Source organism: Rheinheimera salexigens, from assembly GCF_001752395.1.
Classification (GTDB): Bacteria; Pseudomonadota; Gammaproteobacteria; order Enterobacterales; family Alteromonadaceae; genus Alishewanella; species Alishewanella salexigens.
In genome coordinates this window covers 2,100,380-2,116,328 of the sequence record NZ_MKEK01000001.1, presented here as the reverse complement: position 1 = coordinate 2,116,328, position 15,949 = coordinate 2,100,380, and the positions used below count along the sequence as shown (strand labels likewise).

The 15,949-nt window shown below is 40.9% G+C and carries 14 protein-coding genes; all 14 read left to right on the top strand.

Annotated features, from left to right (window positions below):
- Position 1: 1 nt before the first annotated feature.
- The 14 genes from BI198_RS09595 (at position 2) to BI198_RS16345 (ending at position 15,922) form a co-directional block, all read left to right on the top strand.
- Positions 2 to 316: a hypothetical protein gene (locus tag BI198_RS09595; protein ID WP_070049360.1), complete on the top strand. Its 315-nt coding sequence runs from the start codon at positions 2 to 4 to the stop codon at positions 314 to 316.
- A gap of 65 nt (positions 317 to 381) precedes the next feature.
- A complete protein-coding gene (locus tag BI198_RS09590; protein WP_141728865.1) occupies positions 382 to 2,097 on the top strand; it encodes a GGDEF domain-containing protein in 1,716 nt (571 codons plus the stop codon).
- An 80-nt stretch (positions 2,098 to 2,177) separates the two neighbouring features.
- Complete coding sequence (gene astE / locus BI198_RS09585; RefSeq protein WP_070049358.1) at positions 2,178 to 3,224, top strand: succinylglutamate desuccinylase; 1,047 nt, start codon at positions 2,178 to 2,180, stop codon at positions 3,222 to 3,224.
- A gap of 273 nt (positions 3,225 to 3,497) precedes the next feature.
- Complete coding sequence (locus tag BI198_RS09580) at positions 3,498 to 4,682, top strand: thiamine pyrophosphate-dependent dehydrogenase E1 component subunit alpha (protein WP_070049357.1); 1,185 nt, start codon at positions 3,498 to 3,500, stop codon at positions 4,680 to 4,682.
- Positions 4,682 to 5,659: an alpha-ketoacid dehydrogenase subunit beta gene (locus BI198_RS09575; protein ID WP_070049356.1), complete on the top strand. Its 978-nt coding sequence runs from the start codon at positions 4,682 to 4,684 to the stop codon at positions 5,657 to 5,659. The genes BI198_RS09580 and BI198_RS09575 overlap by 1 nt, the downstream gene beginning before the upstream one ends.
- A gap of 10 nt (positions 5,660 to 5,669) precedes the next feature.
- Positions 5,670 to 7,292 carry a dihydrolipoyllysine-residue acetyltransferase gene (locus BI198_RS09570; RefSeq protein ID WP_070049355.1) on the top strand — a complete coding sequence of 541 codons (1,623 nt, stop codon included), beginning with the start codon at positions 5,670 to 5,672 and terminating at the stop codon, positions 7,290 to 7,292.
- 109 nt (positions 7,293 to 7,401) lie between these two features.
- Positions 7,402 to 9,264, top strand: a complete 1,863-nt coding sequence (locus BI198_RS09565; protein WP_235605298.1) for a protein kinase domain-containing protein — start codon at positions 7,402 to 7,404, stop codon at positions 9,262 to 9,264.
- Positions 9,265 to 9,417: 153 nt separating this feature from the next.
- Entirely contained in the window at positions 9,418 to 9,891 is a 474-nt protein-coding gene (locus BI198_RS09560; protein WP_070049354.1) for a GAF domain-containing protein, read from the top strand.
- A complete protein-coding gene (locus tag BI198_RS09555) occupies positions 9,888 to 10,196 on the top strand; it encodes a hypothetical protein (RefSeq protein ID WP_070049353.1) in 309 nt (102 codons plus the stop codon). The genes BI198_RS09560 and BI198_RS09555 overlap by 4 nt, the downstream gene beginning before the upstream one ends.
- 7 nt (positions 10,197 to 10,203) lie before the next feature.
- Positions 10,204 to 10,902, top strand: coding sequence for an RNA chaperone ProQ (gene proQ / locus BI198_RS09550; protein WP_070049352.1), 699 nt, complete (start codon positions 10,204 to 10,206; stop codon positions 10,900 to 10,902).
- A 17-nt stretch (positions 10,903 to 10,919) separates the two neighbouring features.
- Positions 10,920 to 12,944, top strand: a complete 2,025-nt coding sequence (gene prc, locus BI198_RS09545) for a carboxy terminal-processing peptidase (protein ID WP_070049351.1) — start codon at positions 10,920 to 10,922, stop codon at positions 12,942 to 12,944.
- An 86-nt stretch (positions 12,945 to 13,030) separates the two neighbouring features.
- Entirely contained in the window at positions 13,031 to 14,449 is a 1,419-nt protein-coding gene (locus tag BI198_RS09540; RefSeq protein WP_070050806.1) for a sodium-dependent transporter, read from the top strand.
- Positions 14,446 to 15,303: a Na+/H+ antiporter NhaC family protein gene (locus BI198_RS16350; protein ID WP_268793901.1), complete on the top strand. Its 858-nt coding sequence runs from the start codon at positions 14,446 to 14,448 to the stop codon at positions 15,301 to 15,303. Before BI198_RS09540 ends, BI198_RS16350 begins: the two co-directional genes overlap by 4 nt.
- Positions 15,304 to 15,355: 52 nt before the next feature.
- Positions 15,356 to 15,922, top strand: coding sequence for a Na+/H+ antiporter NhaC family protein (locus BI198_RS16345; RefSeq protein WP_268793900.1), 567 nt, complete (start codon positions 15,356 to 15,358; stop codon positions 15,920 to 15,922).
- Positions 15,923 to 15,949: the final 27 nt, after the last annotated feature.

Here is a 15,949-nt window from a genome sequence, read left to right as displayed (position 1 = left end):
AATGATTAATGTTATTAATATACTTGAACATCTAGCCAGTGATGCCGCATTTAAATACGCGACACCAGAGCAATTACAAGCCTTTTTACAATCTGAAATCAGTGATAATCGGGTTATTGCTGCATTGCAACACACTAATGTGGATGAATTAGAGCGTGCATTGCAGGTTAGAACCGGCTTAATTTGTGGCATTATGCCTGCAGAAGAACCTGAAGAGCAGCCTGAACAAGAACCTGCAGAAGACACAGAACAAAGCCCTGAAAAAAGCGCTTTACTGCAAAGAGTAACTCAGCAACCATTACAGTTGGTAGGGTAATACGATTGCTAAGCTTTAATTGGGCTATAAAAAACACTGCATTTTTTATACTGCTACTAATAAATGTGTCGTTTTCAGCAATGGCATTGCAAAGTAGTGACGTTCAGCCCGAACCGGTCCAAAACACTATTGCAGAAAAGTTAGCCTTTGCGGATGAAATTAAAAGCTCTCGTCCGGATAAGCTAGCTGAAATTTTAATTGAGTTAAGTGATAGTGAGCTTAACTTAACCGCCAAAGAACATGATTATTATCAATATTTATATGCCTATTCTCTTGCTTTTAATGCTAAATATCCAGACGCGATTACAGTATTAAAAAACCTTATTGATAACGAAGATAAAGAATTAGCCTATCGGGCTGTTGTTACTATTGCAAATGTCTATGTTTTAACAAAACAATATTTAAATGTGTTTTATTACTTAGATCAGTTAGATGAATTAGAAAAATTCGTTACCACATCGTCAGTACTTGAAATAGGCTTAGGTTTAAAAGCCATGGTATACAATAAGTTAGGTCTGTTCGGCTTAGCAAAATCATACTCTTTACAGTTAATCGAAAGTGCTCAGAATCCACGTTTTAAGTGCATAGGATATCAACACTATAGCGAATCGTTGTTTTTTATGGATAACAAAGCTGAATTTGACAGCATTTATAGTGATGCTATTGACAGCTGTAATGCAATTAATGAGCAGCTTTGGGCGAGTATTATTCATGGCCATAAAATCCACTTTTTGCTTGCCGAGCAAAATTATAGTGGGGCTATCTTAATGCTAGATAAGTATATGCCTGATGTTAAAGCTACACATTATCCCTCAATTATTAACATTTATTATAGTTTTTACGCTTATGCTTATGTTGGTCTAGGGTATTATGAGCGGGCATTAGAAAATGCCAAATTAGTTTTACGCTTAGATGAAACCACCACTGTTTATCAAGCGTATCTAATGGCGGCTGAGGCACAATATAAAGCCTATAAAGCACTAGGGGATACTAAAGCTGCTTTAAGTAGCTTAGAAAAATTTAGTAATGTTAAAAGCACTTTTGATGATGACCGACTTTCTCAACTAAAAGCCTATTACTTAGCCCGTGGCGAAATAGAAACTAAAAACCAGCGCATTGCGTTATTAGATAAAGATAATGAATTATTGTTTTTACAAAAGAACATCTATGCGCAGGAGGTCAAAAACCATCGCTTAGTGATGACACTATTAGTGGTAGTGCTGATTATAGCCACTGTGTTAGCTGTTAGAGGGGTATTTGGCCGGAAACGCTTTAAGTTGTTAGCTGAGTTTGATCATCTAACGGGTATCAGTAATCGCTACCATTTTAATAACCAAGCAAAAATATCCTTAGAATACTGCCAAAATCATAATAAACCGGCGTCATTGATTTTATTTGATTTAGACTTCTTTAAACGCATAAATGATGACTATGGCCATGCAGTAGGGGATTGGGCACTGATTCATGTGGTGAAAGCGTGTCGTAACTTTATGCGCAATAATGATGTGTTTGGCCGAATTGGCGGTGAAGAATTCGCGGTGTTACTACCCGGTTGTCAGCCAGACAAAGCCATGTTATTAGCTGAGATTTGTCGAGAAGCTATTAGTTCGATTGATACTACTGAGAGTGGCCATAGCTTTTTAATTAATGCCAGTTTTGGTGTCAGTAATTCAGGAAGTTCAGGATATCAATTAAAGCAATTACTGGCTGATGCTGATCATGCGATGTATCAAGCTAAAAAATTGGGTAAAGATCGGGTAGAGGCATTTGAAACCCTTTAATTTGTTAAGACGTTGCTTATTTTGCCTGTTGTCTAAACTAGGATAGAATTGTGGCTGTTTAGATAACAGGAGAAACATCGATGGTAGAGAATGTCATTCCCGGATATGATTTTTTAGCATTAAGCTTAGCCAATCCGACTACCTTAGCTGCGCAGAAATTTACGCTGGCCAACCAAACTGAAGTGGAAATTTGCGATACCGGTATTATCCGTTTTCAGCCAGCAGAAACCACCAGTGTTAAAGATATTGTCTTGTCATGTGGTATTCACGGCAATGAAACTGCGCCCATTGAAATTTGTGCCGAGTTAGTCAGTGATGTATTACAAGGTAAGCTGATATTAAAACATCGGCTTTTAGTTATTTTTGGTAACTTGCCTGCTATGTTGGTGGGTAAGCGGGAAATAGATGAAAATTTAAATCGGTTGTTTTCGGGGCATCATAGTTTAGGCGATGGTGTAATGAATGCTGAACGGCATAGGGCTAAAAAAATTGAGCACTATGTTAGCCAGTTTTATCATGCAACGGCCAACACCAACAGCCCACGGCAACGTATGTTATACGACTTACACACTGCTATACGTGGCTCTCGGTTCGAAAAGTTTGCTGTCTATCCTTTTTTACATGGTAAACCATGGCATAAAGCCCAATTTGAGTTTCTGCAAGCCTGCGATGTAACAACAGTACTGCTAATGCAAACACCTGCTTCAACTTTTAGTTATTATGCTTCTAATACCCATTCTGCCGACTCGTTCACTATTGAATTAGGTAAAGTGCAGCCATTTGGTCAAAATGATATGGAACGTTTTAGCAAAGTGCGTCAAACCCTGCGTGATTTAGTTAGCTTAGCCCAGCTTGATACTCAACCCTTTATCGAGTCAGACTTTGCCTTGTATCAAGTTTCACGAGCTATTAATAAGCAAACAGAGGCTTTTCAATTACACTTTGCCAGCGATGTTGAAAACTTTACGACTTATGCGCTAGGCACATTATTAGCGACAGACGGTGATATTGAGCATCGTGTAGAGCAAGAAGGTGAAGCCATTATATTCCCTAATGCTAACGTAGCGATAGGCCAGCGGGCCATGTTACTGGTAGAGCCGACAACGGTAAGTCAGCATTTAGTTTAAACTTAAACGACCACATAGAGTAAATTTATACTGACAGTTTAGTAGCAAGTGCTTGGGCTAATTGTTTGCGCTAGGTTGCAATGCAGTTTACGTAAAGGTAAAGTTGCGCCGATATTAATTAGAACAAACCGGTACCAGACTTTGTCTGACATAAACGGGGAAACGCCGATAAGTGGCGCAAAAGATCAGTGTTGAGTGTTAATGCGATACCGACACTTTGACCAACATGTCTTTCATGTATAACAAACATGTATAACAAATAAGAGACACCCTATGACTAATCCAAATAACGCTACCATTACGACGGTACACACTGCAGAGTTCACTGCTGGTGATGCGTTAAAAATACCTACGCTGCGAATTTTACGTGATGATGGCAGCATATATGATGGCGCAACCGAGCCAGAATTAGATAAAGATACCGCCATAAAAATGTATGACACTATGGTGTTTATCCGCGTATTAGACGAACGTATGTTAGCCGCGCAGCGTCAAGGCCGTATCAGTTTTTATATGCAATGTCTGGGCGAAGAGGCTACCACTGTGGGTAGTGCTGCGGCGTTAGATGATAAAGATATGATCATGGCGCAATACCGCGAGCAAGGCGCTTTGCGCTATCGTGGCTTTACCTTAGAGCAGTTTATGAATCAGCTGTTTTCTAATGAGAAAGATTTAGGTAAAGGCCGGCAAATGCCTGTGCATTATGGCAGTAAAGATATTCACTATATGACTATCTCATCACCATTAGGTACCCAAATTCCTCAAGCTAGTGGTTATGCTTATGCACAAAAAATGCGTGGCCTAAAAAATACCACTATTTGCTATTTTGGCGAAGGTGCTGCTTCTGAAGGTGACTTTCACGCTGGTTTAAATATGGCTGCAGTACATAAAGCTCCGGTCATCTTTTTCTGTCGCAATAATGGCTACGCCATTTCAACGCCAGCCAACGAGCAATTTGTCGGTGATGGTATTGCTTGTCGTGGTGTCGGTTATGGCATGAAAGCTATTCGGGTTGATGGTGCAGACATTCTTGCTGTGTATCAAGCTACCAAAATGGCTCGCGATTACGCATTAGAACATAACGAACCCATTTTAATTGAAGCCATGGCATATCGTTTAGGTGCGCACTCTTCATCAGATGATCCAAGTGGTTATCGTTCGAAAGAAGAAGAAGAGAAATGGCGCCAAAACGATCCCATCTCTCGTTACCGTTTATGGTTAATCGAAAAAGGTTGGCTTAACGAAGCCGATGATAAAACCACTATCGATGCCTTACGTGGCGAAATACTCGACGCCTTAAAAGTCGCAGAAAAAGTGGCTAAACCGGGTATCGAACATTTAATTTCAGATGTGTATAAAGAACCTATTCCTGCCCTACAGCAGCAACTAGAAGAATTAAAAGCGCATATCCGTAAGTATCCAGAAGCATATCCGATCACGGCGGGGAGATTAGACTAATGGCAAAGATGAATATGTTACAGGCCATTAATAATGCGCTTGATTTAGCCATGGCTAAAGACGACAGCGTAGTGTGTTTTGGTGAAGACGTTGGGCACTTTGGCGGAGTATTCCGTGCTACCAGCAAATTACAAGAAAAATACGGTAAAGCCCGTTGTTTCAATACCCCGTTAACTGAACAGGGTATTGCTGGCTTTGCTAACGGTATGGCAGCACAAGGTATGAAACCGGTGGCTGAAATCCAATTTGCCGATTATATTTTTCCAGCCTTTGATCAAATAGTTAATGAAACAGCTAAGTTTCGCTATCGTTCTGGCGATGAGTTTAACGTTGGTGGTTTAGTCTTTAGAAGTCCATACGGTGGCGGTATTGCCGGTGGTCATTATCACAGCCAATCGCCAGAAGCTTATTTTGCTCATACTCCAGGCTTAAAAGTGGTTATCCCACGCGATCCGTACCAAGCTAAAGGTTTGCTGTTGGCATCGATTGCCAGCCAAGATCCGGTAATATTTTTTGAACCGAAAAAGCTATATCGTGCTTCTATTGGCGAAGTGCCAGAAGAGTATTACGAAATAGAACTGGGTAAAGCTGAAGTGGTTCAACAAGGTACAGATATCACTGTGTTGGCGTGGGGCGCACAGATGGAAACCGTGCAAAAAGCCGTAGAAATGGCTGCAAAAGACGGTATTTCTTGTGAAGTTATCGATTTACGTAGCATATTACCTTGGGATGCCGATACGGTAGCGCAATCAGTGCTGAAAACTGGTCGGTTAGTGATAAACCATGAAGCGCCATTAACAGGTGGTTTTGCTGGTGAAATTGCAGCGACTATTCAAAAAATGTGTTTTTTACATTTAGAAAGCCCCATTGAACGTGTGTGTGGTTTAGATACCCCTTACCCACTATCACTAGAAAAAGAGTATGTAGCAGACCATCTAAAAACATACGAAGCCATTAAACGCGCGATTAACTTTTAAGGAGGCAGTGATGAAAAAAGACTTTATTCTGCCTGATATCGGCGAAGGAATAGTTGAGTGTGAAATCGTTGAATGGTTGGTTGCTGAAGGTGATAGCGTTAAAGAAGATCAACCGATTTGTGATGTGATGACAGACAAAGCGCTGGTGCAGATACCTGCAGTACATGACGGTGTTATTTCAAAGCTATATTACGCTAAAGGTGAAATTGCCAAAGTGCATGGCCCTTTATTTGAAATGCAGTTAGCTGGTGATGTTAGCAGTAACGGGCAACAACAAGCGATTGAGCAGCAAAAAGCTGTGGGTGTTGACAATGTTGCCGTTGACACTAATGCCTCTGTTAGCACTGCACAGTATAATAGCGAAGACTTTATATTACCCGATATTGGTGAAGGTATTGTCGAGTGCGAGATTGTTGATTGGTTGGTCGCAGAAGGCGATATGATCGAAGAAGATCAACCAGTTTGTGATGTGATGACCGATAAAGCCTTGGTGCAAATTCCAGCCAAGTATTCTGGCAAAGTGACTAAGTTATATTACGCCAAAGGTGAAATAGCTAAAGTCCATGGTCCACTCTTTGCGATGGAACATGCTGGTAGTATGCAAGCAGTTTCTGCTCAGACAACAACGGTACAGGCCGCACAGTTACCAACAGCGAGCGCAGCAAGTTCCTCCGCTACTAAAGCGAATGCAACGGTGACTAATGCGCCAACTAATGCCGCGGCTAGTGGTAAAGCGTTAGCTAGCCCTGCAGTTAGACGTTTAGCACGTGAATTAAATGTCGATATTAGCCAAGTTAGCGGTAGCGGTGATAAAGGCCGAGTGTTTAAAGACGATGTTAAGGCCTTTGTAGATGGTAATGCTGCCGGTGCAGCTGCGCCTATAGCCAACACTCAGCAAGCTAGTAGTCAGCAAGGTGCTGTAAATGCCGAAAATCGCGTTGAAGCGATTAAAGGTATTAAAGCCATTATGGCACGGCAGATGACCGATTCGGTATCGACTATTCCGCATTTTACTTATTGTGAAGAAATTGATTTAACCGAACTAATAGCGTTACGTGAAAGTTTAAAAGAGCAGTATAAGCAGCAGGGTATTAAGCTGACTATGATGCCATTCTTTATAAAAGCGTTATCGTTAGCGATTAAGCAGTTCCCAGTGATGAATAGTAAAGTGAATGCCGATTGTACTGAGTTAACTTATTTTGCTCAGCATAATATTGGTATTGCCGTGGATTCTAAAGTGGGCTTATTAGTGCCTAATATTAAAGATTGCCAAGCTAAGACGGTTATTGAAATTGCCCAACAGTTAACCCGTTTAACGGATTCAGCGCGAGAAGGTCGGGTAAGTCCTGCTGATTTAAAAGGCGGTACTATCAGTATTTCTAATATTGGCGCTTTAGGTGGCACGGTTGCGACCCCTATCATAAATAAACCTGAAGTCGCTATTGTCGCTTTAGGTAAGGTGCAAACTTTACCGCGATTTAATGCTAAAGGTGAAGTGGAAGCCAGACAGTTAATGCAAATTAGCTGGTCGGGTGATCATCGTGTGATTGATGGCGGTACCATTGCTCGCTTTACTAACTTATGGAAGCAGTATTTAGAGCAGCCAGTCTCTATGCTGGTAGCACTAAGTTAGTGGATAAATCGCTTAGCTGGGTAATAACTTGGCAGCTGCTGTAATTTTTGTTAAAACCCACTGTATGCAGTGGGTTTTTTTATGGCTAACTTTTTATGGTTAACTCCTAATGATTAATAATGCTATGCAAGATAAAGCGCGTAATACAGTGCAAGAAAAGGTCCCGTTAAGAAACTTTTACATCCCTGAAGAGCAGTCAATATATTTGCTGAACTCGACCGATGCTAAAAAGCTAAAAGATTGGGTAGCATTATGTATTACCGAGCTGCAAAAATTAGGCTATCGCAACATAGAGTTAATCGGTAAAGGAGCTTATGGTTTCGCGTTTGCTGGGCTAGATGCTAGCGATCAAAACTGTGTGTTTAAATTCTCACGTATAAACCTGCCGCAACATATTCAAGACCGTTTAGCAGACGAAGCTTATATGTTGTCTCAAGTTAAACACCCAAATGTACCGGCTTACATAACGTATCAAGTGATAAAAAAGCAAGGCATCTTAATGATGCAGCGGGCGAAAGGTATTGATCTTGAGCACTATAGTTTAAAACATGGTCGTTTGCCGGTACGGACAATTATTGATATTGCTTGCCAGTTAGCAGATTTATTAAAGGCGTTACGCCAACATAAAAAAGATGGCATTGACACGCCTATTGTCCATGGTGATGTTAAACCGTCAAACTTAGTTATTGATGAAGACACCGGGCAAGTGGCGTTAATAGACTGGGGCTCGTCTGTTTATGCTCAGTTAGATAGTCAAGGCCAATACATTTCTAGTAACGTTATGCAATTAATGTCTGCCGATTTGCAGACGTCTAATGCGCGTATGGGCGATGTGTACTTTATAGGCCAAGAGCAGCGAGTGGGAGCCTTATCAAGTCCGCGCTTTGATGAGCAAGGGGTAGCAGGGACTTTATACGCGTTAGCGTCAGGGCAGTCCTGTCGCTTTGGTTACAAAGCTATCCCTGCACGCAGTTTAGGTTTACCCGTTGAGTTTGCCACTATGCTGGACAGCTTGCTGGCAGAAGATGATTATTTACGTAATCAAGCAGGTGATTATTTTTTACAGCACATGCCAAGATTAAAAAACTTAGTGTTACCGAATATAAAGTTGTTTGATGATACTGCCGTATTGCCCGTTTGGGTTAGCCCTAAGCATTATGAATTAGACACTGTGGTGTATTCTTCACGTAAATCTTTTTTACGTGAAACCAGTGAAGAAGAAGGTATTGCTTATGTTGATGACGTGCAATTAGAGAAATATTATAAAAATTATTTACAAGGTATGGGTGAAACAGAAAAAGCTTTTATTGCTGCGGTTGGCCGGTTAGCTCGTTATCCTATCGTGGGTGGTTTAGTGGTACATTGGCAGGCTGGCGGTATTTATATTGATTCAAGTTTAAACTTATACGATGCCGAACTTAGTGATGCGTTTGCGTTAGCCGTAAATAACGTGGTGATGCTAGCCCAATCAATTACTCGGGTGGGTACTTTTAAAGCCTGTTTGTTTAATGCCCGAAATACCATTCATATTAGCCGTGACAATATAAAGCAGCCTTTTATTGCACCCGATGGCGTTAGTATTCCTTATCAAATGGCGCCGGTTTTAAGTGCAGAAGAAGCCAGTAAACAACACTCGTATTTTGAAGATGGCCGAGATCCTGATGAACAACTTACCTTACCAGATGCCATTATGGATGATATCGCGAGGCTAAACCTTATCCGCCATACTGGCTGTATTATTTTTGAAGTCTCCGAATTAAATATGAAAGTGCATAGCTATTATCGTTTACTCGACAGCAATGCGGCTCAAGAATTTAATAGTTTGTTGCAAGGTATTTTACATAAAGTGTCATTAATTACCGATGTAGGGGTAGGTGGCTATATGAAATTACCGTTTAAAGATACTCGGCACTTTAGCCATAAGCCACAAGAGCCAACATTTTATTACCCTGCAAAGCCCCAGCAAGCCTAAACCAAACAGTAAATGTGCTTAAATTATCAGCGATTAAGTGTAATTAAGTGCTGAATAGCCATAGCAGGGTAAATCTTTGCAGATAAGAGGTTTAAATTCGCGGGTAAACCGAGTAATGTAACGGGCTATTATTTTATTTAGAATACATAATTCATGTCGAGTGAAAAAGTTGCTTTATATCGTTTGCTTGCGCAGCAAACAACAGCTTTAATTGAAGACGAGTCGGACTTGATTGCGAATATGGCAAATCTTAGTGCGCTATTATTTAATCAACTTGCTGATTTAAATTGGGCTGGATTTTATATCTTGCGTCAAGACGAGTTGGTGTTAGGTCCGTTTCAAGGCCAAGTGGCTTGTGTTCGTATCCCGGTAGGTAAAGGGGTATGTGGTACTGCCGTTGCTACTGGTGAAGTGCAATTGGTTGCTGATGTGCATCAGTTCGCGGGCCATATAGCATGCGACAGTGCCAGTAACTCGGAAATTGTACTGCCGGTTCGGCATGCGGGTGAGATAATCGCGGTATTAGATATAGATAGCCCGTTATTAGATCGCTTTGACGTTGATGATCAAGCGGGTCTTGAGCGCATAGTCCAGTTATTCGAGCAACACTTGGCAAAAACACTATGAAAGATTTAGCCTCTATCCAAGATTATTTGTTTCAGATTTCTGATGTTGGAGATTGGGAAGGCGAAGAAGAACTGGTAGCAGATAAAATTAATACTATTTATCACGCTGTTTGGCAAAAACTACCAGAAGACATTGGCGTTGAGCAAGTCGAGCTGTTATTTCCAAAAATTTGGGATGAACTAAGAGGCGGCACGATTTTACTTGATGTTGATGAACATGAAATAATTGATTGGGCGTTGGCATTTATGCGCCAACAGCTACAAAACGGTATGCTGGCTTTGGATACTACTGATGAAGAAGAGTGAAGAGTAAATGACCACCCCAACTGAACAAAACCAAAAATTAACCACAACCAAAGACGTTATAGCTTATTTGGTTACAGAGTATCCGGCTTGCTTTAGTTTAACTGGCGAAGTAAAACCTTTAAAAGTAGGTATCTTTCAAGATTTAGCGCAAAAGCTAGAACCGGAAAGCCCAATTAGTAAAACCCAGCTTCGCCAAGCCCTAAGAGTATATACCTCTAGCTGGCGCTACTTAGCGGCAACCAAACAAGGTGTAGCGCGAGTTGATTTAACAGGCACAGCGGGTGATATAATTGACGAGCAACAAGCTGAGCATGCTGCTGTTACGTTAAAAGAAAGCAAAGCAAAAGCAGCCGAAAAGCGTAAATCACGCCAAGCAGCTGCTAAAGCAGAAACTACTGCAGCCGATAGCGAAAAAGCGACAGACAAACCTCGTTACAAAAAAGCAATGAACAAAGCTACACCTAGCCACTCTAAAGCAGCAGTAAAGCCGAAAAGTGACGCCGCCAGAACTCCAGCACCAGCAGCACCCGTTAAACTTGAAGCCGTAGCAGCAGATGCTGTGGTGGTAGGTGCAAATGTGTTGGTTAAATTAGGTCAAACACCCATGTTAGCCACTGTTTTAGAAGTGAATAAGGGTGATGTGACAGTGCAATTGGGTTCTGGTATGGTAATTAAAACCCGTCAGGACAGTTTGTATTTAGCCTGACTTTATTAGAGTAGCTTATGAATAAACTATCATTATTGGCAGCAGCCTTATTATCTGTTGTCAGCATTAATGCTTTAGCTGGCGCGACGGCAGAGCCTTTTTCGTTGCCGGTAGTCTCTCAAGATTCTCAACATGCCACAGCCAGTAAACGTATAACCGCTTTATTTACCCGCGGCCATTATAAGTCTGTACAGCTAGATGATGAATTATCGTCACAAATGTTTGATACTTATCTAAAAAACTTAGATTTTTACCGAAATGTTCTGACAAAAGCTGAGATTGATAGTTTTGAACAGTACCGTGATCAATTTGATGATGGCATTAATAAAGGTAATTTAAGTTTTGCTTTTGATATGTTCAACATCACGTTAGCTAAACGGGCTGAGCGCTTTGATTATGCCTTGTCATTGTTAGAGAAAGGTTTTGATTTTAATGTCGATGACTTTTATGTCTACGATAGAAAAGACGCCGAGTGGCCAAAAGACGTTGCCGAACTGAATGAAATTTGGCGTGAACGGGTAAAATTTGATGCGCTTAATTTAAAATTAGCCGGTAAAACAGATGAAGAAGCCGTCACTATTTTAACTAAGCGTTACAAAAACACTAAAAAACGTTTAGCTCAAACTGAAAGTGAAGACGTCTTTCAATTGGTCATGAACGCTTTTGCTCGTAGTATCGAAGCCCATACGTCCTATTTATCACCTCGTAACGCTGAACGTTTTCAACAAGAAATGAACCTCTCTCTTGAAGGGATTGGTGCTGTGTTGCGTGCAGATGAAGACTACACGGTGATCCAAAGCCTAGTGCCAGGCGGTCCTGCTGACTTAACGGCTAAATTAAAGCCGAAAGATAAAATTATTGGTGTTGCCCAAGATAAAGAAGACTTTGTTGATATTATCGGCTGGCGTCTGGATGATGTTGTCGATTTAATTAAAGGTCCAAAAGGCAGCACGGTAAGGCTGCAAGTGGTTAATGCCGCTGATATTGGCACTAGTAAAGCGCAAATAGTGACGATAGTGCGTGATAAAATTCGTTTAGAAGATCGTGCCGCTAAAGCAGAAGTGTTTACGCCACAACTTTCTGAGCTAGATAAAAAAATTGGTGTTATTAACATACCGGGTTTTTATAATAACTTAGCTGAAGACGTTAAAAAATTATTGGCAGAATTAAAGCAGCAAAATGTTGATGGCATTATTGTTGATTTACGTGGTAATGGTGGTGGTTCACTGCAAGAAGCGACCTTATTAACGGGTCTATTTATTGCTAAAGGTCCGGTAGTACAAATTCGTGAAGGTGACGGCAAAGTCACTGAGACTCGCGATAATGATGGCATCGTATATTACGATGGCGCCTTAACGGTTTTAGTGGATCGCTATAGTGCATCAGCCTCTGAGATATTTGCTGCTGCCATGCAAGATTATGGCCGCGCAGTGGTTATAGGTGAGCAAACCTTTGGTAAAGGTACTGTACAGCAACACCGTGGTCTAGGCCGTATTTATGATATGTTCTCAAACCCATTAGGCAGCGTACAATATACTATTGCTAAATTTTATCGCATTAATGGCGGTAGTACTCAGCACAAAGGTGTGATCCCAGATATTTTATTACCTAGCCCAATTGAACCAGCAGAATGGGGTGAAAGTACTGAGGAATATGCTTTACCTTGGGATTCCATTAATGCCGCACAATACAAGACCATTAATGATCTTAGCCCGTTAATTCCTCAACTTATTGCTAAGCATGAAGCAAGAATTCAACACGAGCCTGAATTTCAATACTTAATGCAAGATATTGCTGATTACAAGCTGGATAAAGATGAAAAACGTATCTCGCTTAACGAAAAGTCACGCATTACTGAACGCGATGAAAACAAAGCCAAGCAATTAGCCCGGGTGAATAGTCGATTGAAGCGTTTCGATTTACCAGCAATAACGTCTTTAGATGATATTCCTGAGCAAGTTGAAAAGTTAGATCCGTTTTTAGAAGAGGCAGCCTATATTACGGCTGATCTAACTCAGGCTAGCCAGTTAGCAAAACAATAATTTACATATAAAGTTAGCAAAAAGCGGTATTGATACCGCTTTTTGCTGATGAGTATAAAAAATATAATAATTATAAAGGTTACGTTATGTCATCACGACAATCCATGCATGGGCTATGGTCTAGCCGTCTAGCTTTTATATTGGCCGCCACTGGTGCAGCTGTGGGTTTAGGTAATATTTGGAAGTTTCCCTATATTATGGGCCAAAACGGCGGTGGCGCTTTCGTTTTAGTCTATTTACTGTGTATCTTGCTTATTGGTATCCCAGTAATGATGTCAGAAGTGATGATTGGTCGTCGTGGTCGTCAAAGCCCTGGATTATCAGTTAAAACCTTAGCTATTGAAGCAGGCGCCAGTACCCGTTGGCAAATTGCCGGTTGGAGTGGTTTAGTCGCAAGTTATTTTATTCTATCCTTTTATGCTGTTATTGCTGGTTGGGCCCTGTCTTATACTTTTAAAACGGCCAGTGGTTTATTTACCGGTGCTACAGCAGCTGAAACCGGTAGTGCATTTAGTCAATTCACAGCAGACCCAGTAGTGTTAATGTCTTGGTCGGCTGTAGTGTTAGCCGTTACCGTTTTTGTGGTCGGTAAAGGGGTGCATAAAGGCTTAGAAAGAGCCGTCAACTATTTAATGCCAACCTTATTTGTGCTGTTAATTGTGATGGCAATTTATGCTGGCGTTAATGGTGCTTTTTTACAAGCATTAGACTTTATCTTCACACCTGATTTCTCCAAACTATCTGTGAATGGCATCTTGTTGGCATTAGGTCATGCCTTTTTCAGCTTAAGTTTAGCCTCTGGTGCCATGATGATTTATGGCGCCTATTTGCCTGACAATATCTCTATTGGTAAAACAACGCTATGGATAGCCTTAGCCGATACCTCAGTCGCGCTATTGGCAGGTATGGCAATTTACCCACTGGTGTTTGAATATGGCTTACAGCCAACTGAAGGCCCTGGACTGATTTTTGTTACCTTACCTATAGCGTTTGGTGGCATGCCATTTGGCTCTTTCTTTGGCACCGTGTTTTTCGTTATGTTGGTATTTGCTGCGTTTACATCAACCATTGCCATGATCGAGTCTACGGTTGCTTGGCTAGTTGAGTCCAAAGGTTATAGCCGTTGGAAAGCCTCTATTGGTAGTGGCATATCATTATGGTTAATAGGTTTATTAACGGTATTTTCGTTTTCAGGTGCGCCATGGGCCAGTTTTGAACTGGATATTATGGGTAAAAAGATTTCTAACTACTTTGAAGCGGTAGATTATTTAACCTCTGCAATAATGTTACCGCTTGGTGGGCTTGTCATTGCACTGTTTGCCGGCTGGGTAGTTAAGCAGCAAGTGTCAAAACAAGAGCTGCAAACCACGGCACTTAGTTATTGGTTATGGCGTTTTGCTATTCGTTGGTTTACACCCATTGCTATTGTCGTAGTATTTTTTAACTTAATAGGGGTGCTGGATCCTGTACTAGCATTTTTGGGATTTAGCGGAGCTAGCAAATGACGACACCTAAATATAAAGAGCCAAGTTTTCTTGATGCTTCATTGCCTTTAATTGTTTTAATTATTCTATTATCAATGTCGGTATATTTATTTGGTGATTATTCATCAAGTGGTCCTAACCAAATGGCTTTATTTTTAGCGACAGCTGCAGCAGTGTTGGTAGGTTTGAAAAATGGTTATCACTGGTCAGTGATTGAGAAAGCCATGGTTAAAGGTATTTCCTTATCTTTAGGTGCAGTGCTTATATTATTGTCAGTAGGCGCATTAATAGGTACGTGGATGTTGTCGGGTACCGTGCCAACATTAATTTATTATGGTTTACAATTAATTAATCCCAGTTGGTTTTATGCGGCAAGTTGTTTGCTATGTGCAATTGTTGCATTAAGTATTGGCAGCTCGTGGACCACAGCGGCAACTATAGGGGTGGCCTTAATTGGGGTGGCTAATGGCTTAGGCTTATCGCCAGTGATAACCGCTGGGGCTATAGTCTCTGGTGCTTACTTTGGTGATAAAATTTCGCCTTTAAGCGAAACTACCAATTTAGCTCCAGCCGTTGCAGGCGCTGATTTATTTGACCATATTCGTCATATGCTTTGGACTACTGTGCCTAGTATAGTACTAGCGTTAATATTATACACTATGATTGGTTTTAATGCTGATCCGCAAACTAATATAGACCGAATTGAAGAAATTCGGTCTATATTAAATACTAACTTTGAGATAGGGGTAATGCAGTTAGTTCCTTTATTTATTTTACTTACTATGGCTATTAAAAAAGTACCGGCATTTCCTACCGTGTTTAGTGTGCCTTGCTGGGTGCTGTTTGGGCGTTACTTTTTCAACAACAACTATTAGTAAGTATGATTGATACTTCTATGCCGGCTGTTTTAGCCTCCATTAAGCTAATTTGGTATACTTTTTTGCTGGGTTTAGTATTGAAACTGATGATCTTGAGATAAATAAACTACTTAATGGCGGTGGAATGGCAGGCATGCTCAATACGGTATGGTTAGTGTTCAGTGCCATGATGTTTGGTGCAACTATTGAAAAAATAGGTTTACTGCGTAAATTTGTGTCTGCAATTTTGTACTTTGCAAAAAGTACCGGCTCATTAATTACTAGCACGATAGCGACCTGTTTTGTGACTAACGTGCTAACCGCCGATCAGTATATGTCGATAGTGATGCCGGGACGGATGTTTAAAGAAGAATATGAGCGGCGTAATTTAGCCCCGGTTAATCTATCTCGCACACTTGAAGATGGCGGTACTATCACCAGTCCCCTGATTCCTTGGAATACTTGTGGTGCTTATATGCATGGGGTGCTGCATGTGAGTCCTTTGGATTATGCTATGTATGCCTTCTTTAACTTAATTAATCCGGTATTAGCCATTATTTATGCCTATTTGGGGATTAAGATTTTACGCTTAACGCCACCCGAAAGTGTGCTGAAGCCAACTGAAGCCAATTCATAAATATTAAAGCCTGATTAGTCAGGCTTT

What these genes read in the sequence shown, in the direction of transcription:
- BI198_RS09595 (WP_070049360.1), top strand. Translation starts at nt 2, where the DNA reads ATGATTAATGTTATTAATATACTTGAACATCTAGCCAGTGATGCCGCA.
- astE (WP_070049358.1), top strand. Translation starts at nt 2,178, where the DNA reads ATGGTAGAGAATGTCATTCCCGGATATGATTTTTTAGCATTAAGCTTA.
- BI198_RS09580 (WP_070049357.1), top strand. Translation starts at nt 3,498, where the DNA reads ATGACTAATCCAAATAACGCTACCATTACGACGGTACACACTGCAGAG.
- BI198_RS09575 (WP_070049356.1), top strand. Translation starts at nt 4,682, where the DNA reads ATGGCAAAGATGAATATGTTACAGGCCATTAATAATGCGCTTGATTTA.
- BI198_RS09570 (WP_070049355.1), top strand. Translation starts at nt 5,670, where the DNA reads ATGAAAAAAGACTTTATTCTGCCTGATATCGGCGAAGGAATAGTTGAG.
- BI198_RS09565 (WP_235605298.1), top strand. Translation starts at nt 7,402, where the DNA reads ATGATTAATAATGCTATGCAAGATAAAGCGCGTAATACAGTGCAAGAA.
- BI198_RS09560 (WP_070049354.1), top strand. Translation starts at nt 9,418, where the DNA reads ATGTCGAGTGAAAAAGTTGCTTTATATCGTTTGCTTGCGCAGCAAACA.
- BI198_RS09555 (WP_070049353.1), top strand. Translation starts at nt 9,888, where the DNA reads ATGAAAGATTTAGCCTCTATCCAAGATTATTTGTTTCAGATTTCTGAT.
- proQ (WP_070049352.1), top strand. Translation starts at nt 10,204, where the DNA reads ATGACCACCCCAACTGAACAAAACCAAAAATTAACCACAACCAAAGAC.
- prc (WP_070049351.1), top strand. Translation starts at nt 10,920, where the DNA reads ATGAATAAACTATCATTATTGGCAGCAGCCTTATTATCTGTTGTCAGC.
- BI198_RS09540 (WP_070050806.1), top strand. Translation starts at nt 13,031, where the DNA reads ATGTCATCACGACAATCCATGCATGGGCTATGGTCTAGCCGTCTAGCT.
- BI198_RS16350 (WP_268793901.1), top strand. Translation starts at nt 14,446, where the DNA reads ATGACGACACCTAAATATAAAGAGCCAAGTTTTCTTGATGCTTCATTG.